At 40.8% G+C, this 24,520-nt stretch carries 23 protein-coding genes and 1 pseudogene; all 24 read left to right on the forward strand.

Going from position 1 to position 24,520, the window contains the following annotated elements; genetic code table 11:
• Nucleotides 1-428: 428 nt before the first annotated feature.
• The 24 genes and pseudogenes from A6755_RS11365 (at nt 429) to qcrB (ending at nt 24,506) form a co-directional block, all read left to right on the forward strand.
• On the forward strand, nt 429-2,534 hold the full coding sequence (locus A6755_RS11365) for a sigma 54-interacting transcriptional regulator (RefSeq protein ID WP_063590693.1): 2,106 nt from the start codon (nt 429-431) through the stop codon (nt 2,532-2,534).
• A gap of 304 nt (nt 2,535-2,838) precedes the next feature.
• The gene (locus A6755_RS11370; RefSeq protein ID WP_048681701.1) at nt 2,839-4,212 is read left to right on the forward strand and encodes a putrescine aminotransferase; all 1,374 of its coding nucleotides are present in this window, start codon (nt 2,839-2,841) and stop codon (nt 4,210-4,212) included.
• A gap of 697 nt (nt 4,213-4,909) precedes the next feature.
• Nucleotides 4,910-5,107: a DUF2768 domain-containing protein gene (locus tag A6755_RS11375; RefSeq protein WP_048681698.1), complete on the forward strand. Its 198-nt coding sequence runs from the start codon at nt 4,910-4,912 to the stop codon at nt 5,105-5,107.
• Nucleotides 5,108-5,123: 16 nt separating this feature from the next.
• Nucleotides 5,124-5,846 (forward strand): LptM family lipoprotein, encoded by a 723-nt coding sequence (locus A6755_RS11380; RefSeq protein WP_034308026.1) that lies wholly within the window; start codon nt 5,124-5,126, stop codon nt 5,844-5,846.
• 233 nt (nt 5,847-6,079) lie between these two features.
• The gene (gene spoIVA, locus A6755_RS11385; protein WP_034308024.1) at nt 6,080-7,558 is read left to right on the forward strand and encodes a stage IV sporulation protein A; all 1,479 of its coding nucleotides are present in this window, start codon (nt 6,080-6,082) and stop codon (nt 7,556-7,558) included.
• A 504-nt stretch (nt 7,559-8,062) separates the two neighbouring features.
• Nucleotides 8,063-8,335 carry an HU family DNA-binding protein gene (locus A6755_RS11390; protein WP_034308023.1) on the forward strand — a complete coding sequence of 91 codons (273 nt, stop codon included), beginning with the start codon at nt 8,063-8,065 and terminating at the stop codon, nt 8,333-8,335.
• Between the two features lie 290 nt (nt 8,336-8,625).
• Nucleotides 8,626-9,192: a GTP cyclohydrolase I FolE gene (gene folE, locus A6755_RS11395; protein ID WP_034308020.1), complete on the forward strand. Its 567-nt coding sequence runs from the start codon at nt 8,626-8,628 to the stop codon at nt 9,190-9,192.
• Nucleotides 9,193-9,212: 20 nt separating this feature from the next.
• A complete protein-coding gene (mtrB, locus tag A6755_RS11400; RefSeq protein ID WP_034308017.1) occupies nt 9,213-9,461 on the forward strand; it encodes a trp RNA-binding attenuation protein MtrB in 249 nt (82 codons plus the stop codon).
• Between the two features lie 246 nt (nt 9,462-9,707).
• A complete protein-coding gene (locus A6755_RS11405) occupies nt 9,708-10,538 on the forward strand; it encodes a heptaprenyl diphosphate synthase component 1 (protein ID WP_063590694.1) in 831 nt (276 codons plus the stop codon).
• 3 nt (nt 10,539-10,541) lie between these two features.
• Entirely contained in the window at nt 10,542-11,252 is a 711-nt protein-coding gene (locus tag A6755_RS11410; RefSeq protein ID WP_034308012.1) for a demethylmenaquinone methyltransferase, read from the forward strand.
• Between the two features lie 34 nt (nt 11,253-11,286).
• Nucleotides 11,287-12,249 (forward strand): heptaprenyl diphosphate synthase component II, encoded by a 963-nt coding sequence (hepT, locus tag A6755_RS11415; protein WP_034308010.1) that lies wholly within the window; start codon nt 11,287-11,289, stop codon nt 12,247-12,249.
• Between the two features lie 96 nt (nt 12,250-12,345).
• Nucleotides 12,346-12,792: a nucleoside-diphosphate kinase gene (ndk, locus tag A6755_RS11420; protein ID WP_034308008.1), complete on the forward strand. Its 447-nt coding sequence runs from the start codon at nt 12,346-12,348 to the stop codon at nt 12,790-12,792.
• A gap of 189 nt (nt 12,793-12,981) precedes the next feature.
• Nucleotides 12,982-13,749, forward strand: a pseudogene (locus A6755_RS11425) (CheR family methyltransferase).
• A 252-nt stretch (nt 13,750-14,001) separates the two neighbouring features.
• A complete protein-coding gene (gene aroC / locus A6755_RS11430; RefSeq protein ID WP_034308003.1) occupies nt 14,002-15,174 on the forward strand; it encodes a chorismate synthase in 1,173 nt (390 codons plus the stop codon).
• A 3-nt stretch (nt 15,175-15,177) separates the two neighbouring features.
• Nucleotides 15,178-16,257 (forward strand): 3-dehydroquinate synthase, encoded by a 1,080-nt coding sequence (aroB, locus tag A6755_RS11435; protein WP_034308000.1) that lies wholly within the window; start codon nt 15,178-15,180, stop codon nt 16,255-16,257.
• 24 nt (nt 16,258-16,281) lie between these two features.
• Nucleotides 16,282-16,650, forward strand: a complete 369-nt coding sequence (aroH, locus tag A6755_RS11440) for a chorismate mutase (RefSeq protein WP_084737638.1) — start codon at nt 16,282-16,284, stop codon at nt 16,648-16,650.
• An 81-nt stretch (nt 16,651-16,731) separates the two neighbouring features.
• Nucleotides 16,732-17,844, forward strand: a complete 1,113-nt coding sequence (gene hisC, locus A6755_RS11445) for a histidinol-phosphate transaminase (RefSeq protein ID WP_034307996.1) — start codon at nt 16,732-16,734, stop codon at nt 17,842-17,844.
• A gap of 47 nt (nt 17,845-17,891) precedes the next feature.
• A complete protein-coding gene (locus A6755_RS11450; protein ID WP_034307994.1) occupies nt 17,892-18,995 on the forward strand; it encodes a prephenate dehydrogenase in 1,104 nt (367 codons plus the stop codon).
• A gap of 22 nt (nt 18,996-19,017) precedes the next feature.
• A complete protein-coding gene (gene aroA / locus A6755_RS11455; protein ID WP_063590695.1) occupies nt 19,018-20,304 on the forward strand; it encodes a 3-phosphoshikimate 1-carboxyvinyltransferase in 1,287 nt (428 codons plus the stop codon).
• A gap of 369 nt (nt 20,305-20,673) precedes the next feature.
• Nucleotides 20,674-21,945 carry a tetratricopeptide repeat protein gene (locus A6755_RS11460; protein ID WP_063590696.1) on the forward strand — a complete coding sequence of 424 codons (1,272 nt, stop codon included), beginning with the start codon at nt 20,674-20,676 and terminating at the stop codon, nt 21,943-21,945.
• A gap of 41 nt (nt 21,946-21,986) precedes the next feature.
• Nucleotides 21,987-22,538, forward strand: a complete 552-nt coding sequence (locus A6755_RS11465; RefSeq protein ID WP_034307987.1) for a ReoY family proteolytic degradation factor — start codon at nt 21,987-21,989, stop codon at nt 22,536-22,538.
• Between the two features lie 161 nt (nt 22,539-22,699).
• Nucleotides 22,700-23,161 (forward strand): YpiF family protein, encoded by a 462-nt coding sequence (locus tag A6755_RS11470; protein ID WP_063590697.1) that lies wholly within the window; start codon nt 22,700-22,702, stop codon nt 23,159-23,161.
• A 160-nt stretch (nt 23,162-23,321) separates the two neighbouring features.
• Complete coding sequence (locus A6755_RS11475) at nt 23,322-23,828, forward strand: Rieske (2Fe-2S) protein (RefSeq protein WP_034307977.1); 507 nt, start codon at nt 23,322-23,324, stop codon at nt 23,826-23,828.
• Nucleotides 23,829-23,831: 3 nt separating this feature from the next.
• On the forward strand, nt 23,832-24,506 hold the full coding sequence (gene qcrB, locus A6755_RS11480) for a menaquinol-cytochrome c reductase cytochrome b subunit (protein WP_034307974.1): 675 nt from the start codon (nt 23,832-23,834) through the stop codon (nt 24,504-24,506).
• The last annotated feature ends 14 nt before the right edge of the window (nt 24,507-24,520 follow it).

The raw sequence follows: 24,520 nt of genomic DNA on the forward strand, positions 1-24,520 counted from the left end.
ATCTGGGAAATTATGTAGGGGGATGAATAAGGAATAGTGACGGGGGCAGAAGCATTGGAAGCATATATTTTACCCTTGGTTCCTTATAATGTTGCAAACAGGTATGAAGCCGTAATGACGGTATGGAGGGAGCTGTCCTATCTGTATAAAAAGCCCTAGCGAGGGACGCCATCCATGAATCATAACAAACAGGAATAAGCAAAATTCAAACATGATTGGAATGTATAAGATAAGGTGGACGGTCCTTTATAAAATAAGTCTAAGCTGCATATCAGGTTTTTAGGTCAAAAGGGTCCGTTTAAGGACCCTTTTGTCGTGGGATGAGTAAAGGTAAATGCTGGATATGAGTAATGGTGCCTCTTATTTTTTATCTTGCAATTCGGAATTGTGATAAAATATAGGTTAGGTTACAAAAGGAGAGTGAAACTGTGTTATCTATTCCGGATGATAAAATTAGACCATTCATAACTATAACAATTGATCAGCCTACATTTTCAGACCAAAATATTCATGAGATACAGGAACCTTTCTTCTTTCTTATGAAGGAAAATCAAGTGTTTGCGTATATCCGCATGGATGACCTCCCGTTAAATGAAAAAATAACGACAGTCGATCAGCTTTTACAGTATGCTTTTTCGATTGATAATGTCTGTAAATTGCACCCTAACATTTCCTTGCCGCATTTGTTTCAAATTATCGGTGAGCCTATCGTACTGATAAAAACGGATGATGGCCTGCTAACCGGTTATGTAAAAAGGGAAGATGTATTAGCTGAATTATTCAAGCAGGACAGCAAACAAAATTTAGACCTGCTAAATGTTATATTAACCTCCATTCCTATGGGGATATTTGTGGCTGATAAAGAAAAGAATATCGTGAACTTCAATGAATCAGGCTTGAAGATGATAAAAAAACCTTCTGAACAAGTCCTTAATGAACCTGCTGCGAACATCTTCAATAAGCAGCATATACATAGCGTGTTTTCCAGCGGGAGCAGTATTCTGAATCAGTTGGAGATTACTGATGTCATGAGTGTGCTTGTCGACTATAGCCCGATTCTGAACCATGAAAAAGAAGTCGAGGGCCTGATCATCATCGTTCAGGATTTACCGATGGTTGAGGAAATGGCCATGGAAATAGAATTGATAAAAAGCTCGAATAAAGATTTGAATGCCATTTTAGCGAATATCTATGATGAAATACTTGTAGTCAATCAAAAAGGAGAGCTGCTGCGCTATAGTGACAGCATCATCTCGGGATTCTGGGGGAAGGACTTAAAAGATTATATCGGGAAGAATCTCTTGCAATTAGAAGATGAAGGGATTTTTAATCCTTCGGTAACCCGGTTAGTCCTTGAACAAAAAAAGAAAGTATCGATTGTCCAAGATACGAAAATGAATAAGAAAGTCCTTTCCGTCGGCACCCCTGTGTTCAATGAAAAAGGGGAAATAGATCGAATAGTCATTGCATCAAGGGATATAACGGAAACGACACAATTGAAATCGGAATTAAATGAAATGAGGAAAGAACTGGACTCTTTCAAAAAACAGGATCAATTTTATAAAGAGTTGGTTTTTGCAAGTCCTAAAATGGAGCAGATAATCAGCCAAGTCAAGAAAATCGCCCATTTTTCATCTACTGTATTAATCAATGGGGAGTCGGGAGTAGGTAAAGAAGTGATAGCTGAAGCCATTCATAAAATGGGCAGGCGATCTAAACAGCCTTTCCTGAAGATAAATTGTGGGGCGATTCCGGAAAACCTTCTCGAAAGTGAATTGTTTGGTTATACGAAGGGTTCCTTTACAGGAGCGGATAAAAATGGGAAGGTAGGATACTTTCAGCAGGCTAATAAAGGTGTTTTATTCCTGGATGAAGTTGGTGACATGCCCATACATCTGCAAGTCAAGCTGCTGCGGGTACTCCAGGAACAGGAAGTGATTCCGATTGGCAGCACTACACCCATTTCCATTGATGTTCAAATTGTTGCGGCCACGAATAAGAGTCTGGAAAAAATGGTCGAGATGGGCACGTTCCGGGAAGATTTATTCTATCGGTTGAACGTCATACCCATACATGTGCCCCCATTAAGGGAAAGGCCGGAGGATATACCGCCGCTAGCCTTTCATTTCCTGCAAAAACTGAATGAAAGGTATCAGCGGAATTATCACTTTTCCCCCGATGCATTAAATATACTGGAAGTCTATACTTGGCCGGGAAACATTCGTGAGTTGCAGAACATGATTGAAAGATTGGTTGTTTCTGCAGATGAAGAGATGATCGATGCTGACTTCATTCAAAGGTTCATACCTGTGGGCAGTGACTTTAAACAAACGAAACCCATCATTACGAGAATCCTTCCGCTGCAGGAAGCGCAGGATCATGTGGAAGAACAATTGATCATGCTTGCCATGAAACAGTATAAAACCACGACCAAAGCGGCTAAAGCGCTTGGGATAAGTCAATCGTCAGTGAGCAGGAAGTATCAAAAAGTGTTAGCTGAACAAAGTAAGAAAATCGAAAATGATGCATTTTGATTAAAAGCCGTTGCCGAGTGATGAAAATCACTTGTCAACGGCTTTTATTTTTATGAAGGCATTTTCGAAGCTTTTCAATGATTTCCCAAACTCGATTATGCAAAGTGAAATAACGATATGCATATTTGCATAGTTTTAGAGTGATTTTTTTAAAAAAATGCGTTTTTATTGGTTAATTAACTTGGCATGGTTCTTGCTTGATTAGTAAGTATAAGAAAAAAGGGAGGTAAGCATCAAAGTTTCATAAAAAAAAGCAAACTTAATTAACCCATCAACTAAAACTATAAAAAAAGGAGATTATAAAATGTCAATTAACGTAGAAAGTAAAAACACTCAAGCTAACCAATCAGCAACTCAAGATTATATTAAAAAGGTGCTTCAATTAATCGAGCAAAAAGAAATTTCAAAAGAAGATGCACAGTGGGTAACAAGAGAAACGGTCGAGAATTTCCGTAACCATGTAAACCCTGGGTTTTTGGAATACCGGAAGACGGTCACTAAAGACACACAATTCGCTTCGGTGGAGTGGTCTGATCAAGATTCCTGTTTTACGGATGTAAATGGAAAAAAATATATTGATTGTTTAGGTGGCTTTGGTATTTATAATGTTGGCCATCGTAACCCTAAAGTAGTAAAGGCAGTAACCGATCAGTTACAAAGACAAGCCCTTCATAGCCAGGACTTGCTTGATCCATTACGTGCAATGCTTGCCAAGATTCTTGCCGAAATCACGCCGGGAGATCTAAAATATTCGTTCTTTACGAACAGCGGTACCGAGAGCGTGGAGGCTGCACTTAAGCTGGCTAAAATGTACAGTGACAAATACACGATCATTTCCACGACAAAATCATTCCATGGCAAAAGCCTTGGCTCCCTATCGGCAACGGCAAAGGGCATGTTCAGAAAACCGTTCATCCCGTTGGTACCAGGTGTGCGTCATGTACCATTCGGTGATGTGGATATGATGAGAAAAACGTTTGAAAGTTGCGCATTGGTCGGTGAAGATGTTGCTGCTGTGCTGTTGGAGCCTATTCAAGGTGAAGGAGGGGTCATTCTTCCTCCGCAAGATTATTTAAAGCAGGTTCGGGCATTGTGTGACGAATATGATGCGTTATTGATCTTGGATGAAGTGCAAACAGGAATGGGACGGACAGGTAAAATGTTCGCTTCTGAGCTATATGATGTTGTTCCGGACATTATTTGTTTAGCGAAAGCATTTGGTGGCGGTGTAATGCCTGCCGGCGCTGTTGTAGCCAATGAGAAAGTATTTAAAAGCTGGTTCGACAATCCATTCATGCATACTACGACATTTGGTGGAAATCCATTAGCTTGTGCTGCGGCCATCGCTACGATCGACGTACTTTTGGAAGAAAACTTACCGCAGCGTGCTGCGGAAGTTGGAGAATACTTCTTAAATGGGTTAAGGGAAGTGGCTGCTGAGCACAAAGATAAGGTGCTGGAAATCCGCGGCCAAGGATTAATGATCGGTATTGAGTTCCATAAAGATGAAGTGGGTTATGAATTCTCAAAAGCCCTTTTTGATAAAGGCATCTTGGTGGCAGGTACGCTTATTAATTCCAAAACAATCAGGATCGAGCCATCATTGACTATTAAGCTGGATGAAGTCGATACAGTAATTAAAGCGTTTAAAGAAGTCTTGCCGACTCTTCAATCTTAATTAAAAAAAGCAGAAAAACAGCCTTTGGGCTGATTCAGACTGTAGATAAAAAGGTTTCGGAATGGCATCATTCCGAAACCTTTTTGAATTTGTGGCAGTTTTAGATAATGATGAAATCTCCAAGGTCATTATTTCGACCATTTCTCCCCTTCGTCAAGTCCAGGTGGCCATCTTCTTTACATGAATGGCAACCTACATTTTACTAATCTGCAAGAGGTGGTCTAAGTAAACATTTCAAGCTGATCAAAGGTATCCTCACCACCTCGAGTATTCATCCTTAAATAAGGAGCTTATCTTCCTGTTAACACAAGGTTGACTGGAACGGAACATACGAGACTCCTGCTGGAAAGCGGGGCCAAGAGAGACCCCACAGGCGCTAATAGAGCCTAGGGCGGACCTTCCGGGTAAAGCGAGTACCCTACGTTCCAATCAACGGTCAAATTTTAAACACCTTAAAAAACTGTCGACAAACTCAATTATTATCGAGTTTGTTTATAAACTGAAACAGTCATTGCGCTGTTTTTTTGTTGCTTGGAGGAGGGAATAATTAGATATTTCTCGTTATATAACTGGATCTCAGAATTTTTTTTCACGAGAACGAGTAATGAAAACGGGAATTACACAGATTGGACAATTTAATTCCTTTAACGTAATTTGGTATGTTATAATAATTTCTGGAAAAAGGAGTGATGAAGATATGACACCTGCTCTGCAAAAAATGTGGATATCCTTTATAGCTATGGGCTTTATGGTTATCTCTATATTTCTAATCTACTTAAGCCGCTATAAATTAAAAGGTTTTTGGAGAGTCTTGACAGCAATTATCGCATACATACTTATGATTCTGGCCGGCTTGATCATCCTTATCGTTGTTCTTAGCGGGCCAACCACTTGATAGGTGAGGAGAAATGATGAGAAATTTTTTCAAAATATTATGTTTATTATGCATCTCTGTATCATTATCCGGCTGCTTATATCCGGAGAAGCAAAAAATGCAAAACCAACAGCCTTATAAAGAACAAATACAATCCGTCCAAAGTGCAGTGGATCAATTTCAGAAGGATGAAGGCGGCATACTGCCGATAGTTACTAAAGATGCAGGGACACCGATTTATCAAAAATATGTCATAAAATTTTCTAAGATTTCGCCGAGGTATATGGCTGAACCGCCGGACAATGCCTTTGAATCAGGGGGTGTCTTTCAATACATCCTCGTTAATGTTGAAAAAGATCCGACTGTAAAGCTGTTGGATGTCAGGATGGCGCAGAAGATTCAGGATGTTTCCTTGAGATTGACTGCCTATCAGCAAAGCAACGGATACCCGCCGTTTAAGGAAAGGTTATCCGATAATGTCTTCACGCTTGATTATGAAAAGATGGGCCTGAAGGAAGCTCCGACGGTCACGAGTCCATTTTCACAAAAAGATTTATACCTTGTAGTCGATGGTCAAGGCAGCATTTTTGTTGATTATACCCCGGATTTACTTGAGGCATTGAAGAAGAATGAGGGGAAAATCAAGCAAGGTGAAGATATCCGGGAACTGCTGGTGCAGAGTTCGGAGTTCGTCCCTGCCTATTCGTTACCATATACAATTGATGAAAAAACAAATACTCCAATATTTCTTACAAAATAGGCATAACCCTTCTTCTGCAAAATATATTGTAGGGGAAGGGTTATTTCTTTTATCTTTATTTCATCTTACTTTTAAAATAACAACCCTTATATAAAAATTTCTGGTGGAGGAAGGGATTGAACCAGGGAAATAAATGGAATAAATTTTTAGGACAACATCATAGATATATATTGTCCTAAATAAATGCAAATGGATAAACGAAATCCCAAAACTCTAATTCGGGAGGGGATACCTTGGAAAAGGTAGATATTTTTAAAGATATAGCTGAACGGACCGGTGGCGATATATACTTGGGGGTGGTCGGTGCCGTCAGGACTGGAAAATCCACATTTATTAAAAAATTCATGGAGCTAGTCGTCATTCCGAATATACCGTCTGAGGCGGACCGTGCCAGGGCACAGGATGAATTGCCTCAAAGTGCTGCCGGAAAGACGATCATGACGACGGAACCCAAATTCGTACCGAACCAGGCAGCATCGATTCAAGTAGCTGAAGGTCTCGACGTGAACATCCGTTTAGTCGATTGTGTCGGTTATACAATACCCGGGGCAAAAGGGTATGAGGATGAAAATGGTCCCCGCATGATTCACACGCCTTGGTATGAAGAGCCGATTCCGTTCAATGAAGCTGCCGAGATCGGTACTCGTAAAGTAATTCAGGATCATTCCACATTAGGCGTGGTCGTTACGACGGATGGTTCGATAGGAGAAATCCCGCGAAGTGATTATTTAGAGGCCGAGGAAAGGGTCGTCGAAGAATTGAAGGAGGTTGGCAAGCCGTTTATCATGATTGTCAATTCCGTTCAGCCTCACCACCCGAATACGGTAGCATTGAGGGAATCCTTGCAGGAAAAGTATGATATCCCCGTATTGGCCATGAGTGTCGAAGGAATGCGGGAATCGGATGTTTACAGCGTACTGCGCGAGGCCTTGTACGAATTTCCTGTTCTCGAGGTCAATGTTAATCTCCCGAGCTGGGTAATGGTTCTGCGTGAGGATCATTGGTTAAGGGAAAGTTACCAGGAAGCGGTTAAAGAGACAGTCAAGGACATTAAGCGCCTGAGGGATGTTGATCGTGTAGTCGGTCATTTCAATGAATTCGAGTTCATTGACCGTGCAGCGCTTGCAGGCATTGAGATGGGGCAGGGTGTTGCAGAAATAGACCTATACGCCCCGGATGAACTATATGATGATATTCTGAAGGAAATTGTCGGTGTGGAGATTCGGGGCAAGGATCATCTGTTATCATTGATGCAGGACTTTGCGTATGCGAAAGCAGAATATGATCAGGTGGCCGATGCTTTGAGAATGGTTAAACAAACTGGATATGGTGTCGCAGCCCCATCCCTTAACGATATGAGTCTTGATGAACCGGAAATCATCCGCCAGGGAGCCAGGTTCGGTGTCAGGCTAAAAGCTGTAGCTCCTTCCATCCATATGATCAAGGTCGATGTCGAATCCGAATTCTCGCCAATCATCGGTACGGAAAAGCAAAGTGAGGAATTAGTACGGTATCTGATGCAGGATTTTGAAGACAATCCACTTTCCATTTGGAACTCCGATATTTTTGGAAGAAGCCTAAGTTCCTACGTAAGGGAAGGCATTCAGGTGAAATTAGCGATGATGCCAGACAATGCACGCTATAAATTAAAAGAAACACTTGAGAGGATTATTAATGAGGGCAGTGGCGGTTTGATTGCCATCATCTTATAGAAAACGTTTAAGGCCGGACCAACTCCATTTATGGATTGGTCTTTTTACATGGAAGAAACCGCAGGATCGAAAGAAAAATATCATTTATGAACGCTAATATTTGAATTAATCTGCTGTTCTTTAGTATAATCTTGAAAAAACCTTGTGGTTAAGCGATTTTCAGCAATATAATAAGTTTAATTTCTATAAAAAAGGGAAATGATGAATAGCGAAAGACAAAATTTATAATATATACAATTATTGATGAAAAGATTCCCATTATTTTTTGAATTCCCTTGCTAAGCTTATAGGATTTGTGATAATCTACATACAGAAAACGCGTTATAACAGCGATTTCAACCTATTTATAAATTTCTGAATGAATTATTTGGAAATTAAATCGGCTTGGTAATCCTTGATTGTCAGGGAATGAAAATTTTTTGACCGAACCTAATATCAAATCACTATTATAGTGTTGTAATAATGATTTTTTATAAAGATTCCTTTTGGGAGGAGGTGAATGGCATGAACAAAACAGAATTAATTAATGAAGTTGTTACAGCAACTGAAATTTCTAAGAAAGACGCTACAAAAGCTGTTGATGCTGTTTTTGATACAATCTTAGAAGCTCTAAAAAACGGTGATAAAGTCCAATTGATCGGTTTTGGTAACTTTGAAGTTCGTGAACGTGCGGCTCGTAAAGGCCGTAACCCACAAACTGGTGACGAAATCGAAATTGCAGCTAGCAAAGTGCCAGCTTTCAAACCCGGTAAAGCGCTGAAAGATGCAGTGAAGTAATTCTACCATTACATACGGGTGCTTAACCGAAAAGGGCCGCGTGAAAACGCGGTCCTTTTTTTGCTTCTTAATTTCCATCTGTGATAATATAAAAGACAGTGAATATTTTAGATACGCTTCAGATGGTAAATCTGTCACAAGAAAATACCCATCCGAAACCGCCTTTAAAGGGCTTCAATCTTTGGGTAATCGGTCGCTTTATAATTGCAATTATGGATTTCCGGGTGCAACGCGCTTTGGTTTTTTTATCTGAATACATAATATTATTGATTTTTTAGGAGGTACAAAAAATGGCGAATGTTGATCATGCCAAATTAGAAGAAGCGGTTAAAATGCTTCTCGAGGCTGTAGGGGAAGACCCAACGAGGGAAGGACTGCTGGATACTCCTGCTCGTGTAGCCAGAATGTATGAAGAAATTTTTTCTGGACTTAATCAGGATCCAAAGGAATATTTCGATACTGTTTTTGGGGAGGACCATGAAGAACTCGTACTTGTAAAGGATATTCCGTTTTACTCGGTATGTGAACACCATTTAGTCCCTTTTTACGGGAAAGCCCATGTAGCATATATTCCGAAAAACGGAAAAGTGACTGGTTTAAGCAAATTGGCACGGGCGGTTGAGGCTGTATCGAAGCGTCCGCAGCTTCAAGAGCGCATCACATCTACAGTTGCAGACTCGATAATGGAAAAGCTCGAGCCTCATGGTGTAATGGTTGTAGTAGAGGCTGAACATATGTGCATGACCATGCGAGGCGTGAAAAAACCCGGATCTAAAACAGTGACTTCAGCTGTAAGGGGAACGTTTGCGAAGGATCACCGTACTAGAGCTGAAGTACTGGCATTCATTAAAGACTAAGGATATGGGGGCAGGAAAAAATGAATGATAAAAAGATTCTGAATGATTTTGTCGTAATCAAAGCCATTGAGGATAGTGTGAATGTCATCGGGTTGACAAGGGGAACGGACACCAAGTTTCACCACTCCGAAAAACTGGACTCAGGAGAGGTGATGATCGCACAATTCACGGAGCATACCTCGGCAATTAAAATCAGGGGCCATGCAAAGGTTTATACTCCATTCGGAGAGATAGAAAGTGATTCGAAAAAGAATTCACCTGACAAATGATCGTTTCTCAATGCTTGGTTAATTATAAATCAATCACCTGATATCGCGTTTAACAAGCTGTAAATTTCCCGCATCCATTTTTTGAAGAGCAAAAGTCGATGATTTCCTTGTTTTTGGAAGTTTCATTTTATAAACGTTGACCATTTCATCTGATTGTTTTTATGGTATAATAATGTGTATTTTACACAGACAGAAACCAATATGTATGAAAAAAATTATCTTTCGGGGATGCAAGGGTGATCTCAATTGTTAAACATAACGGACGACATAAGGCAATTAAAACGATTAATAGAAACGAAAGCTCAACATCCATATTTGTTGAAGTATATACAAAAGCCAAGCTTGGACGAAGATAAACTGATGTTGCTTTGGGGATTGTTTAACGATTTGGACGTTACAAGCGAAAAACGGAATCAATACATCATTTCAACCATGTTAGTGCAAATAGCTCTGGATACCCATGAAATCGTCTCGAATTCGGGTGAAGGAATCGAGTCGCCCGAAGTATTGAAAAATCGTCAATTACAAGTGCTTGCCGGTGATTACTATAGTGGCTTATATTATCAAGGGCTTGCCAGTATAGGTAATGTTGATATGATCCGTATCCTTTCAAGCGCGATAAAAAAAATAAATGATAATAAAATCATTCTATACCAACAAGGGTCGATTCAAGATGTACCAACGCTTTTAATGACGATAAAAGCGATCGAGGCTTCGCTGATTCAGAAACTTGCGGATTACTATAATGAGCCTGCCTGGATAGAGATATCGGAAGATCTGCTGCTTTTAAAACGGTTGCATGCCGAGAAGAGAAGGTATATGAAGTCGGGGGAATCAATAGTTTTTAATGTCCTAAGGGAAATGCCTTTTGATGACTCGATCGGTGGGGATGTTCCCATTTCGGAAAAGGAAGAACAGGTGCGCACCCAATTGGACAAGTGCCTGAGGGAAGCCAGGCAATCCGTAGAGCGCTCGATGCGGAAGCTGGCAAAGTTGGATGATGAACTACTGGAAAGAGTGAAGGCCATCTTGGAACAAACAGAGAGTATGGCAAATTCATATGTGAAAGAAGGGTGAATCATGGAGCAGTCTAAAGAGCAAAAAGTTCATCATGTCTTTGAAAAGATTTACGGAAATTATGACAAGATGAATTCCCTCATCAGCTTTAAACAGCATCTTAAATGGCGGAAGGCTACAATGGCCATCATGAATGTCCCAAAAGGCGCCCATGCACTGGATGTATGCTGTGGAACAGCGGACTGGACCATTGCCCTTGCTAATGAAGTAGGACCAGAAGGAAAGGTTGTTGGTCTGGATTTTAGTAAAAACATGCTGAAAATCGGCGAACAAAAGGTGAAGGAACTCAATCTGGATCAAGTTTCCCTAATGCATGGGAATGCAATGGAACTTCCTTTTGAGGATAATAGCTTTGACTATGTCACGATCGGTTTCGGGCTGCGGAATGTCCCTGATTACATGAAAGTGCTTAAAGAGTTAAACCGTGTAGCGAAGCCAGGTGGTATGGTCGTTTGCCTGGATACGTCACAGCCAACGATGCTAGGCTTTAAACAGGGATATTATTTTTATTTCCGTTTCATCATGCCCATGTTCGGCAAATTATTCGCAAAAAGCTATAGTGAATACTCATGGCTGCAGGAATCGGCTCGAGATTTCCCAGGCATGAAAAAGCTTGAAAACATGTTTAAGCAGGCAGGAATGGAAAATGTCAGTTATAAAGCCCATTTCGGTGGGGTAGCAGCAACACATTTCGGGTACAAGCCTTCAAAATAAGCAGAATAGCAATGGACAAAGCTGGGTGGAATGTATGAAATTTAAGATGATGTATTCATTTTTGAATGCAGATTTGCAATTAATAGAAAAAGAACTGGAAGCCGCAATTGAAGCGGATTCCGCGGTTTTAAGGGAAGCTTCCCTGCATTTACTGCAATCCGGTGGAAAACGGATCCGTCCGGTATTCGTCCTATTGGGTGCGAAGTTTGGCAACTATGATATTCATGTCGTAAAGCATGTCGCAGCGACTCTGGAACTGATTCATACGGCTTCCCTTGTACATGATGATGTTGTGGATGATGCGGATTTACGCAGGGGGTCGGCTACCATCAAGTCGAAATGGGATAATCGTGTCGCGATGTACACAGGCGACTTCATTTTTGCTCGTGCACTGGAAATGATGGCGGTCATCGAGTCTCCGCTTGCGCATCAAATTCTCGCTGATACCATGGTTGAACTATGTCTTGGGGAAATTGAACAAATTAAAGATAAGTATAATTTCGAACAGAATTGGCGGATATACTTTAGACGGATCAAACGGAAAACGGCATTGCTCATTGCATCCAGCTGCCAGTTGGGAGCCATTTCAGCAGGTGTTGAAGAGGGAATTCATGAAAAGCTATTTAAATTCGGATATTATGTCGGCATGTCCTATCAAATCACCGATGATATATTGGATTTTACGGCGTCGGAAGAAGAGCTTGGTAAACCGGCCGGGAGTGATTTGATTCAAGGTAATATCACTTTACCCGTTTTGATCGCTATGGAGGATCCAAAGTTAAAAAAGCTTATCGAAACTGTTCGGGAAGATACGCCAAAAGATGAAATGTCCCATATAATCAATGCGATAAAAACTTCCGGTGCCATTGAACAGGCAGCGAGGATCAGTGATATGTATTTAGAAAAAGCTTTTACTGAGTTGAAAGGTCTTCCTGCCATTAAAGCTAGAAAAACTTTATCGGATATCGCGAAAAATATCGGAAAAAGAAAGTTTTGATAATGGGAGTTGCGAAACTCATCAAACAATGGTAATATTCTAAAAGTATTGCCTTATATAGGCAAATAACAATGATACATATTAGGAGTGACATTCATGGAAAGAACATTTTTAATGGTAAAGCCTGACGGCGTTCAACGCAATTTAATCGGTGAAATCGTTTCCCGTTTCGAAAAGAAAGGCTTCCTTCTTGCAGGAGCAAAATTAATGGTCATTTCTCAAGAATTGGCTGAGCAACATTATGGCGAGCACAAAGAACGTCCTTTCTTTGGCGAATTAGTGGACTTCATTACTTCAGGTCCTGTCTTCGCAATGGTTTGGGAAGGTGAAAATGTAATCGCTACAGCACGTCAAATGATGGGTGCTACTAACCCTAAAGATGCAGCAGCAGCAACAATTCGTGGCGATTTTGCGGTAACTGTCGGCAAAAACATCATTCACGGATCTGATTCAGCTGAAAGCGCTGTACGTGAAATCGGTTTATTCTTCAAAGAAGAAGAACTTGTTGAGTATTCTAAACTTGTAAACGAGTGGGTTTATTAATTAGTACTCATCACCATATAGGAAGCGGGTTTCATCGTCATTATGCGATGGAACCCGTTTTTTTTTTTGCATTGCTTTTTTAGCTTCCCGGGATGGTAAGGAATTATTGTGGTTTAAAGAAAATATGGCACTCTCCGATATATAAAGGGAAGGACCACTTAAATAATTATGTGCAGGGGAGTCGTAGGAATGCATCAAGAATATGAAGAGTTTATTCACAATATCAAAACGCTGACAGGCATTGATTTGGCATTATATAAGGAAGGGCAAATGAAAAGGCGATTGACATCTCTATATGAAAAAAGAGGATATCATTCATTTCGTGAATACCATAAAGACATTCAAACCAATCCCGAAGTTTTAAATGAGTTTCTGGATAGAATGACAATCAATGTTTCCGAATTTTATCGAAATGCGAAAAGATGGGAAGTGTTGGAGCGGAAAATCCTTCCAGGTTTATTAGCAAGCAAAAAAAAGTTGAAGATTTGGAGTGCGGCCTGTTCAACTGGCGAGGAACCATACACGCTTGCCATGATTTTATCCAATCTGGTTCCACTTAGCCAGATAGAGATATTGGCGACGGATCTGGATGAAAATGTGTTGGCGCGAGCGAAATTGGGGATGTATCCTGAACGTTCCTTAAATGAAGTGCCTGAAGAAATCAAAAGGAAATACTTTGAAAAAAAAAGCGGACTTTTATCGTGTTGATGAAGAAATAAAGAGTAGGGTGACATTTAAAAAGCAAAATCTTCTCGCTGATCGTTTTGAACAGGGGTTCGATTTAATCATTTGCCGCAATGTGCTAATTTATAAGAAGCCAAAAATTTGTTATATGATAAATTCAGTGCATCAATAAGAAGCGGCGGGGTTTTTTTTGTAGGAAGTACAGAGCAAATATTCACCCCTGGAAAATATCAATTTGAAACGATCGACACATTTTTTTATAAGAAAAAGTAAATACTTTTTAAAATAGGGACTGATTCTGCTCATTGGCGATCAGTCCTTTTCGTTTGTCGAGTAATAGCAAATCCAGTAGAACTCTGATTTAAAAGAAAAACTATATCGAAAATGTTTAAGTACTTGTAAAATAGAGTGAAAAGTGATTAAATTCAAACAATATGGTTTTTACGTTTTACATATACCCACATTTCATAAAATTGTGGTATATTGATACATATACACTTTAAAGTGCTAAAAGGGGGCTGGAAGATGAGATATTTAACAGCGGGAGAATCACATGGTCCGCAACTGACTACTATCATTGAAGGTTTACCGGCAGGAATGCCGATTTCGAATGAGGATATCAATCAAGAATTGGGACGCCGGCAAAAAGGTCATGGACGTGGAAGAAGGATGCAGATCGAGAAAGATCAGGCTTTTATTTCTTCAGGAATCAGACATGGCTACACACTCGGTTCACCGGTCGCTTTGGTGGTCGAGAACGATGATTGGAAACATTGGACAAAGATTATGGGAAGTGAAGGGCTTTCAGAAGAGGAAGCTGAAGAAATTAAACGTAAAATCACCCGGCCTCGTCCTGGTCATGCGGACTTGAACGGCGGGATTAAATATGGGCACCGCGATTTGAGAAATGTTCTGGAACGCTCTTCAGCCCGTGAAACGACAGTAAGGGTGGCGGCAGGTTCTGTCGCAAAAAAACTATTGTCTTTATTGGGGATAGAAGTGGCATCGCATGTTTTGGAAATTGGCGGAGTGAAGGCAGAACCGCCAAAATACGAAACGATCCAGCAATTGCAACAGGTAACAGAAGAATCTTCCGTTAGATGTTTCGACAAAAACGTAGAGCAGCAGATGAAGGATGCAATTGATGAAGCGAAACAAAAAGGAGATTCCATCGGCGGAATCGTCGAAGTCATTGTAGAAGGAATGCCGGTGGGAGTGGGAAGTTATGTGCATTATGACCGTAAGCTTGATGCAAAACTTGCCGCAGCGATAATGAGCATCAATGCATTTAAAGGGGTGGAAATAGGTCTAGGATTTGAAGCGGCCCATCTATTCGGCAGTGATGTCCATGATGAAATTGCATGGGATGAAGAACAGGGTTATTACCGGAAAACCAATCGCCTTGGAGGTTTTGAAGGCGGTATGACAACTGGAATGCCGATAGTTGTACGCGGTGTGATGAAGCCGATCCCCACTTTATATAAACCTTTGAAAAGTGTTGATATTGATACGAAGGAAGTGTTTGAAGCAAGTGTCGAGCGTTCCGATAGTTGTGCGGTTCCTGCAGCAGCAGTAGTTGCTGAGGCGGTAGTGGCATGGGAACTGGCGGCTGCCATCGTTGATCAATTCCCTTCAGATCGTTATGAGCAATTAGCAGAGTACATAAGATCATATCGGGAAGAAGTAAAGGGGTTTTAAATCATGGAATCCATCCAAATAAAAACGGCTTCCAAGCAATATCCGGTTTTAATTGGCAAGAAGGCAATCAATGAATTGCCCGAATTAATAACACAAGAGCTGAATCATCTAAACAAGATTCTGATCATAACTGATGAGAAAGTGGCGGCACTTCATTTGCAGACTGTGAAGGACGCCCTGATCAAGACGGGAAAACCGGTCTTGCATCATGTAGTGCCAGAGGGGGAGCATGCTAAAACATTCGATGTGTTTTATGAATGCCAAAGCTTCTGCTTAACACAACAGATTAATCGCAAGTCATTGATTATTGCCCTTGGCGGCGGTGCAGTCGGTGACTTGGCTGGATTCGTTGCAGCTACATTTATGAGAGGGATTCCATTTATACAGGTTCCGACGACTTTGCTCGCCCACGACAGTGCAGTGGGCGGCAAGGTTGCCATCAATCACCCGCTGGGGAAAAATATGATTGGGGCCTTTCATCAGCCTGAAGCCGTCATTTATGATCTGGAATTTTTAAAGACTCTGCCACTTAAAGAATTAAGGTCAGGTTTTGCAGAAGTCATTAAACATTCCTTGATAGCAGATAATGAGCTTTATCTATGGTTAAAGTCGAATATTGTTGATTTGAATGATATAACGGATGAGCAATTCCTTACCATGATTACAAAAGGGATTAGCATTAAAGCTAAAATTGTCGAAGAGGATGAGAAGGAAAACGGCATTCGTGCCTTTTTGAATTTTGGTCATACGCTTGGACATGCAGTGGAAGGTTCAATGGGATACGGAAACTTTACGCATGGGGAATCGATTTTAATCGGGATGGTATACGCTCTAAAACTAAGCAGAAAGAAAGTGGATCTCGATTTCAAACTAGATGAGTTTATTGCCTGGGTTTCTTCTTTAGGTTATCAAATAACCATTCCAACCCGACTTGAACATGAAATGCTGCTTGAATTAATGAAAACAGACAAAAAATCGGTCAATGATGCAGCTACCTTTGTCCTGCTAAACGAAGTAGGGTCACCGCTATTAATGGATATAGCCGACTCTGAGCTGATAGAGGAAATGGCGGAGATGATTTAGAGTTCAGTAGAAGGGGGACTATGTGTGATAAGAGGAATAAGGGGTGCCACTACAGTAGAAAGTGACACAGAAATGGAAGTGATTTCTGCTGTCGAAAAGTTGATGGCCGAGATCATTCAGGTCAACGAAGTTGATCCCGATATGGTAGCTTCTGTATTTTTTTCTGCTACGGAAGAGATTCGTTCTGTCTTCCCTGCCAAAGCCTTGAGGAAATTCGAAGGCTGGACTTATGTACCGGTTACATGCATGAAAGAAATACCGGTGAGCAATTCCTTGCCATTTTGCATCCGGGTCATGATCCACGTAAATACGACAAAATCTCAAAAAGAGATACAGCATGTATACCAGGCAGGGGCTACGGTATTACGGCCAGATTTGACAAAGCGGATATAAGATGATCATAAATCTATGAATATGATATACTAATCTCACACTTTCTTACTTTAAAGTGATAAAAATATAGAGGTGATTGACATGAAATGGAATGAAGCGGTCCTTTCCTTGAAGTCTTATCAACCGGGAAAATCCACTGATGAAGTGAAAAAACTATACGGGTTGGAAAAAATCACGAAATTAGCTTCAAATGAAAATCCTTTTGGCTGTTCGGAAAAGGTCAAGGAATCCGTTAGGAATTCAACCCATTCGTTTGCCATCTATCCAGATGGATATGCAACGATGCTAAGGGAAGCTGTTGCGAAACATACAGGTGTGAAAGAAACTCAGCTTATTTTTGGAAATGGATCTGATGAGAACATTCAAATCATCTCCAGGAGTCTATTGGGAGCTGGAAAGAATACGGTCATGGCAACAGGCACTTTTTCGCAGTATCGCCATAATGCCATACTAGAAGGAGCGGAAATCAGGGAAGTTCCTCATATTGACGGTGCTCATGATCTAGAAGGAATGCTTAAAGTAATAGATGATGAAACATCGGTTGTATGGCTTTGTACACCAAATAATCCAACAGGTAAATACATTTCGGAACAGGACTTATTATCGTTCATCGAAAAAGTGCCGGAAGATGTTCTTATCGTTTTGGATGAAGCTTATTGTGAATATGCAACGGCTGAGGATTACCCTAGAACGAATCAATGGATCAATAAATATAAAAATTTGATCATACTCCGGACTTTCTCAAAAATTTATGGACTTGCCAGTTTTAGGGTAGGGTACGGTTTGGCGGATGAGGATATCATCCAGAAACTAGATCCATCCCGGGAACCATTCAATGTGAACACATTTGCACAGAATATTGCTATCGTCGCTTTGGAAGATCAGGCCTTCATTGAAAAATGCAAGGAAGAAAATCAAAAAGGGCTAAAGCAGTACTATGAATTTTGCAATAAGGAAAATTTGGCTTATTACGCGTCACAAGGTAATTTCATCTTTATCCATTTTAAACAGGATGCCGATGTGGTATTTCAATATTTGCTTGAGCGCGGCTTCATCGCAAGGTCGGGGAAATCTTTCGGTTTTCCTAACAGCCTGAGGGTAACGATTGGTTCTACGGAAGAAAATGAAGGAATGATCCATGCTATTAAGGCTTTTTTGAATGAAGTTGAGGCACCTTCTGATTCGCTGCTTTAACGTTTCATCATACCTAGAGGAGCATAAAAGATGCGGGGGAGAGAAGAGTGAAGGGTAAGGTTTTTGTAATAGGTTTAGGTCTAATAGGCGGATCATTGGCCATGGCTGTACGCCATGCACATCCTGAAGCCGTGATTGTTGGTATGGACCTAAGTGAAAAGAATATTCAACTATCGATGCTATTGGGGATCATTGATGATTCTGTATCATCTTTGGAAGCGGGAGCATGTGAAGCTGATTTGATTCTACTTGCTGTGCCTGTCAATGAAACCGTGAAGATTTTAGCTCAATTGGCTGATATGGATTTAAAAAGTGATGTCCTCATATCTGATGCAGGAAGTACGAAGGATACAGTCGTTAAGGCAGCGAAACCATTGATAGATAAAGGGGTGGCCTTCATTGGGGGGCACCCTATGGCTGGTTCCCATAAGAGCGGCGCTGCGGCAGCCAAATTACATTTATTCGAACATGCATTTTATTTGCTTACTCCCGGGGACACCATCAAAGAAGAAAGAGTTGAGCAGCTGAAAGGGTGGCTGCAGGGGACAAGAGCTAACTTTCTTATTGTTAGTCCTGCCACACACGATAAGCTGACTGGGGTCATTAGTCATTTTCCACATATTGTCGCATCAGGGCTCGTCAAGCAGGCAGAAAACTACAGTAAGGAAAACAAGTTGATTTCAAGGCTCGCAGCAGGTGGATTCCGGGATATTACCAGAATCGCCTCAAGCAGTCCGGAAATGTGGCGTGACATTTTGTTACATAACCGGGATGTGCTGCTTGAATTAATGAATGATTGGCTGAATGAAATGGAGCATATAAAAGGTCTGGTTGCGAATGAAGAAAGTGAAGAAATCCTTCGATTCTTTACCGATGCCAAGATTTTCAGGGATGATTTGCCGACACATGCGAAAGGCGCCATACCAGCGTTTTATGATTTATATATCGATATACCGGATTATGCCGGAATAATTTCTGAGATTACCGGCTATTTGGCACAAGAAGGTATCAGCATTACAAACATAAGGATCATTGAAACCAGGGAAGAGATATACGGCGTGCTGGTCATCAGTTTCCAAACGGATGTTGATCGCATAAAAGCTGCGGAGTGTATTTCAAGACATACAGATTATGAAACGATCCTGGCATAATAATATAGGGAAGGATGGTTTTATGAATACTAAAAAATTACAAACGAACATCCAAACATTGCGTGGTTCGATTGCCATACCTGGAGATAAGTCGATCTCGCATCGTTCGATAATGTTTGGAGCCCTTGCCGAAGGGGAAACGACAGTAACTAATTTTCTTCCAGGAGCTGATTGTTTAAGTACGATTTCCTGTTTTAAGCAGCTTGGGGTCCATATTGAACAAGATGGCCAGCACGTCAAAATTGAAGGCAAAGGTTTTAATGGATTAAAGGAACCTGAATCAGTACTGGATGTCGGAAATTCTGGTACCACGATCAGGTTAATGATGGGCATATTGGCAGGACAGGATTTTTCAGCCGTTTTGGCAGGTGACGAATCGATAGCCAAACGTCCAATGACCCGGGTAGTCAACCCACTACGTCAGATGGGAGCAACCATTGATGGCCGAAAAGGAGCCGAATATACCCCCCTTGCCATAAGAGGAGGCAAATTACAAGGGTTTCGCTACGAATTGCCTGTAGCGAGTGCACAGGTGAAATCTGCGATAATCTTGGCTGGTTTACAGGCAGAAGGTGAAACGATCATAATCGAACCGGAAGAGACCCGTGATCATACAGAACGAATGATCCAGGAGTTTGGCGGTAAAATCGAAAAGGACGGCCATACGATTAAAGTAAGCGGAAATCAAGTCTTCAAAGGGACGGCCATCCATGTGCCGGGTGATATTTCTTCGGCAGCTTTCTTCATGGTGGCTGCAGCGATTACGGAAAATAGTGAAGTGGTATTAAAGAATGTGGGCCTTAATTCGACAAGGACTGGAATCATCGAAGTCATGAAATCGATGGGGGCTGATATCACGATAGAGAAGAAGACGAGCGAGGGCGAACCTGCAGGTGACATCACGGTCAGAAGCTCCCGGTTAAAAGGAACGACCATCAGCGGTGATTTAATTCCCCGTCTCATCGATGAAATACCGGTAATTGCACTTCTGGCGACACAGGCAGAAGGGATAACGACGATCAAGGATGCAGCGGAATTAAAAGTGAAAGAGACGAATCGAATTGATACTGTTGCAAATGAGCTTTCCATCCTGGGGGCGGATATAACCCCGACAGCAGACGGATTGATCATCAAAGGCCGTAAAGCCCTGAATGGAGGTATGGTTACAAGCCATGGGGATCATCGTATCGGGATGATGCTTGCTGTAGCGGCTTTGATAACGGAAGGGGAAGTGGAACTTGCCGACCCTGATGCCATCGATGTATCATATCCACAATTTTTTGGGCATTTGACGCAATTGATAAAGTAAATATAAAAAAAGTTTACATACCTTATTTGGTCTGTAAACTTTTTTTAAATGCTTAAAAGTGTTGAAAGCGCTAACATCAGGGGTATTTTGTACCTGATTTGATCATGAAAATAATGAAAAAGGGATTCAAGATCAAAAAGGAGATTTACCGTAGCATGGAGAATTAACTAGTAACCTTTTTTTAATGAGAATGGGAGGGGACTTCATCGATGGAATACAAGGCTGCAGTATGGTAAACTAATGAATACTGTTTACTATGCATCTCGCGATTACATGGTATTTTGTTCTTAATGGCAGAGTATGTTACATTATGGCGTGAGTGTGTATGACTAGGGACCAAGTCTATCTTGCAAAAGGAAGGATTCAACAATGAACACAGTGGAACAAGTTATACAGCATTTAAAAAAAGGGGAATTAACAGAAGCTCTTAAACATATAAATCGAATTAAATCATCAGAGTCAGCAGAGGACATTTTATTGCTGGCCGAAGAAATGCTCCAGCTTGGCTTTGCGGAAGAGGCAAAGGATCTTTTTGAACATCTTCTGCAACTCTATCCCGATGAAGGAGAATTGATTGTTTCGTTGGCGGAAATCCTAATTGATATGGACCAGGAAGATGAAGCGATGCTGTTGCTTGAAAAAGTAAGTGCAGATGATGAAGTATATCCAAGTGCTTTGCTTTTGGAAGCGGACCTATATCAATTGCAGGGGATGGATGAGGTCAGCGAACGGAAATTACTGCAGGCTAAGGAAATGCTTCCAGATGAGGTCATCATTGATTTTGCACTAGCTGAACTGTTCTTTCATCAAGGCAGGGATCAGGAAGCCATTGCAAATTACATAAAGGTTTTGGAACAGGAACAAGAAATCGCTGGTGTTAATGTCAATCAGAGGCTTGCTGAAGCATTAAGCAGCTCGGGCAAGTTCGAGGAGGCCCTTCCGTACTTTGAGAAAGCCTTGAAGGACGGACTTGAAATCAATACTCTATTTGAATATGCATTTACAGCTTTTCAGGCAGGTCTTTATGAGACAGCCGTACGAAAGTTTATTGAACTGAAAGAATTAGATCATGAATATCATTCACTATATTTGTACCTGGCAAAGAGTTATGAACATCTTGAAGATCTCGAAAATGCCTTGAAAACGGTCAAAGAAGGAATCAAGGCTGATGAATTCAATAAGGAACTTTACTTCTTCGGTGGTAAAATAGCCTTGAAAAGCGGGCTTGACGAAGAGGCTGAAAATCTATTTAAAGAAGCACTTGCCATTGATCCGGGATATCTGGAAGCTGCACTCACCCTTTTGAAATTGTATATGCACCAAGAAAGGTATGAAGATGTATTGGAGTGTATAGGTGAAGTAAGGCGATATGGAGAGGATGATCCTCAGTTTGACTGGATTGCTGCTGTATCTTATCAGCATACCGAACAATTTAAAGAGTCATTAACCAGCTATCATAAAGCATATAATTCATTCAAGAGCAATCAAGATTTCCTTGAAGATTATGGTTTCTTTTTAATTGAAGAAGGAGACAGAGCCACATCTAGAGAAGTATTTAATAAGCTGCTTGAGATGAATCCTGCGAATGATGAGTATGCAATGATCTTGGAGCGGCTAGGTGAAAGCACAGAGGAAATGTAGATAAGTGAAATAAAACTAAATCAAGACAGAGGAGGGAATTCATGGTGGCTGCCCCTGTTTCTGTGAATGAGAAGAAGGATTTTATTCGGTGGTTCTTAAATCATTATCAACTGAAACGAAGAGAATGCGTGTGGATATTGAATTACTTAATGAGTCATGATCAACTGATGAAAAAGGTCCATTTTGTAGAAAATGCACAATATTGCCCACGTGGACTGATCATGTCGACACATTGTGTGGATGAGGTCCCTTTCAGGTTCTATAAGTCCAATATCATGACGACCGATGCAGAGAAATCTTTTCATGATATCCGTTTAAATCGGGACGAAGACATTTATATTCAGCTTAATTTTAAATCGTCTTACTCTTCCTATCAATATGCAGCGGTACTTGAGCACAATCCCTTCATGCCGAAATCGACGGCATCGAATGAAAAAGATCAGCTGCTAGCTGAACAATTTTTAGAAAGAAGCATGTTGTATTTTCAAAGGGACCGTCTTCTTAAGGAAATCGATGAAGCACTTGATAAGCATGATGAACAAGCATTTAAGGATTTAACCGAACAATTGAATCAATTGAAAGTACTTGGATGAAATAAATTGACCTTTCCGTAAACAGGAAAGGTTTTTATTTTTTATAAAACATTGATAAAATCCACATTTTTGTAAAGACTATGGGTATATGGTAAAGATGTTATAAAAATAATGGTAAAATGATAAGGAGTTGATTCAAAAATCGGGAGTGAAGAAAAAACATGAAGTGGACAGCAAAAGATCTTGACATGTATATGCAATCAAAAGAGTATGTGGATACCGTTTTGATTCCTTTGGTTCCCCTATCTTTTAAAGGGCAAATGAAGCAAACGGGCTCAATGAATGAATTCCTCACCATTTTAAGCTTGGAAATTGAAAAGCAGATGAAAGGTAGAATTCTTTTATTGCCGACATTTCATTATTTAAGTGATGAAATGGATAAGGTTGAACGGTTAAAGCGTTGGGCCAATGAAGTGAAAGAAAATGATTTCGAGCATGTTTTCTTTCTTACATCGGATTTCGGGTGGAAAAAAGAAGAGCGGGAATTAGAAAATAATTTAGTATGGATTCCTGCCATTCCCTTAGAGGGGCTTGAAATTGAACAAGCAAGGGAAATGATTAACCAGCAAGTTCTCCAAATCCTTGATATTTTCTCTTATAATTGGAAAAATGAAAAAAAGTAGGATTTTTCGCATTATTTGACACATAGTTGCCACCTTTTGGGTTTTACAAATATTGACCTTGGTAAATTATTGAGATATCATGGAAATGTCCTAGTTTTATAGTGTCGCTATTTATTGGTCCTTTGGGCTCTCAGTATAGTAATAGAGGGGGGGAAAACGCATGAGCAAGCATAATGTTTCACGACGTCAATTCCTTAATTACACACTTACTGGCGTTGGTGGATTTATGGCGGCCGGTATGTTGATGCCTATGGTTAGGTTTGCAATTGATCCTGTATTATCAGCTGATAAAGGCGGGGATTACGTTGCAACTAAGCAAAAGGTTGGTGAACTCACTACCGAACCAACCCGGGTCGACTTTAGTTTTAAACAGGTCGATGGGTGGTATGAGTCTGAAGAAACAAATACAGCTTGGGTTTACAAAACGGATGATGGTAAGATCGTTGCTTTATCTCCAATCTGTAAACATTTAGGCTGTACGGTAGGGTGGAATACGGATAAGACTAATCCGAATCAATTTTTCTGTCCTTGCCATTACGGCAGGTATACGAAAGATGGGATGAATGTGAAAGGGACACCGCCAGTTTCACCATTGGATGTCTTTGACACGAAAGAAAAAGATGGAATACTTTATTTGGGTCAACTAAAACCGCACGGGGAGGCGTAAACATTGCTAACAAAGTTATATGACTGGGTGGACGAGCGTTTAGATATTACGCCGTTATGGCGGGATATTGCTGACCATGAGGTTCCTGAACATGTTAACCCCGCACATCATTTTTCTGCATTCGTATATTGTTTTGGTGGGTTAACTTTCTTTATTACGGTCATCCAAATCTTGTCAGGCATGTTCTTGACGATGTACTATGTCCCGGACATTAAAAACGCTTGGGAATCTGTTTATTATTTGCAAAATGAAGTTGCCTTCGGTCAAATTGTCCGTGGTATGCATCACTGGGGAGCAAGTCTAGTTATCGTTATGATGTTTTTACATACTCTTCGTGTCTTCTTCCAGGGAGCTTACAAAAAACCGCGTGAATTGAACTGGATGGTCGGCGTATTGATTTTCTTCATCATGCTGGCTTTAGGCTTGACTGGTTATTTATTGCCATGGGATATGAAAGCGCTATTCGCAACGAAAGTTACGTTGACAATTGTCGAATCGGTACCGTTGATGGGACCGGCACTCAAGACATTGATAGCAGGAGATCCAACCATCGTTGGAGCACAGACATTGACACGATTCTTTGCAATTCATGTATTCTTCCTGCCAGCAGCATTATTTGCTTTACTAGCGGCTCATTTCCTGATGATCCGAAAACAAGGTATTTCAGGTCCGCTATAAAAGAATGGTGAACC

The sequence above is a fragment of the Peribacillus frigoritolerans genome (assembly GCF_001636405.1).
Lineage (GTDB): Bacteria > Bacillota > Bacilli > Bacillales > DSM-1321 > Peribacillus > Peribacillus frigoritolerans.

Coding starts and splice junctions, on each gene's coding strand:
- A6755_RS11370 (WP_048681701.1), top strand. CDS start 2,839: ATGTCAATTAACGTAGAAAGTAAAAACACTCAAGCTAACCAATCAGCA.
- A6755_RS11375 (WP_048681698.1), top strand. CDS start 4,910: ATGACACCTGCTCTGCAAAAAATGTGGATATCCTTTATAGCTATGGGC.
- A6755_RS11380 (WP_034308026.1), top strand. CDS start 5,124: ATGAGAAATTTTTTCAAAATATTATGTTTATTATGCATCTCTGTATCA.
- A6755_RS11390 (WP_034308023.1), top strand. CDS start 8,063: ATGAACAAAACAGAATTAATTAATGAAGTTGTTACAGCAACTGAAATT.
- folE (WP_034308020.1), top strand. CDS start 8,626: ATGGCGAATGTTGATCATGCCAAATTAGAAGAAGCGGTTAAAATGCTT.
- mtrB (WP_034308017.1), top strand. CDS start 9,213: ATGAATGATAAAAAGATTCTGAATGATTTTGTCGTAATCAAAGCCATT.
- A6755_RS11410 (WP_034308012.1), top strand. CDS start 10,542: ATGGAGCAGTCTAAAGAGCAAAAAGTTCATCATGTCTTTGAAAAGATT.
- hepT (WP_034308010.1), top strand. CDS start 11,287: ATGAAATTTAAGATGATGTATTCATTTTTGAATGCAGATTTGCAATTA.
- ndk (WP_034308008.1), top strand. CDS start 12,346: ATGGAAAGAACATTTTTAATGGTAAAGCCTGACGGCGTTCAACGCAAT.
- aroC (WP_034308003.1), top strand. CDS start 14,002: ATGAGATATTTAACAGCGGGAGAATCACATGGTCCGCAACTGACTACT.
- aroB (WP_034308000.1), top strand. CDS start 15,178: ATGGAATCCATCCAAATAAAAACGGCTTCCAAGCAATATCCGGTTTTA.
- hisC (WP_034307996.1), top strand. CDS start 16,732: ATGAAATGGAATGAAGCGGTCCTTTCCTTGAAGTCTTATCAACCGGGA.
- aroA (WP_063590695.1), top strand. CDS start 19,018: ATGAATACTAAAAAATTACAAACGAACATCCAAACATTGCGTGGTTCG.
- A6755_RS11460 (WP_063590696.1), top strand. CDS start 20,674: ATGAACACAGTGGAACAAGTTATACAGCATTTAAAAAAAGGGGAATTA.
- A6755_RS11465 (WP_034307987.1), top strand. CDS start 21,987: ATGGTGGCTGCCCCTGTTTCTGTGAATGAGAAGAAGGATTTTATTCGG.
- A6755_RS11470 (WP_063590697.1), top strand. CDS start 22,700: ATGAAGTGGACAGCAAAAGATCTTGACATGTATATGCAATCAAAAGAG.
- A6755_RS11475 (WP_034307977.1), top strand. CDS start 23,322: ATGAGCAAGCATAATGTTTCACGACGTCAATTCCTTAATTACACACTT.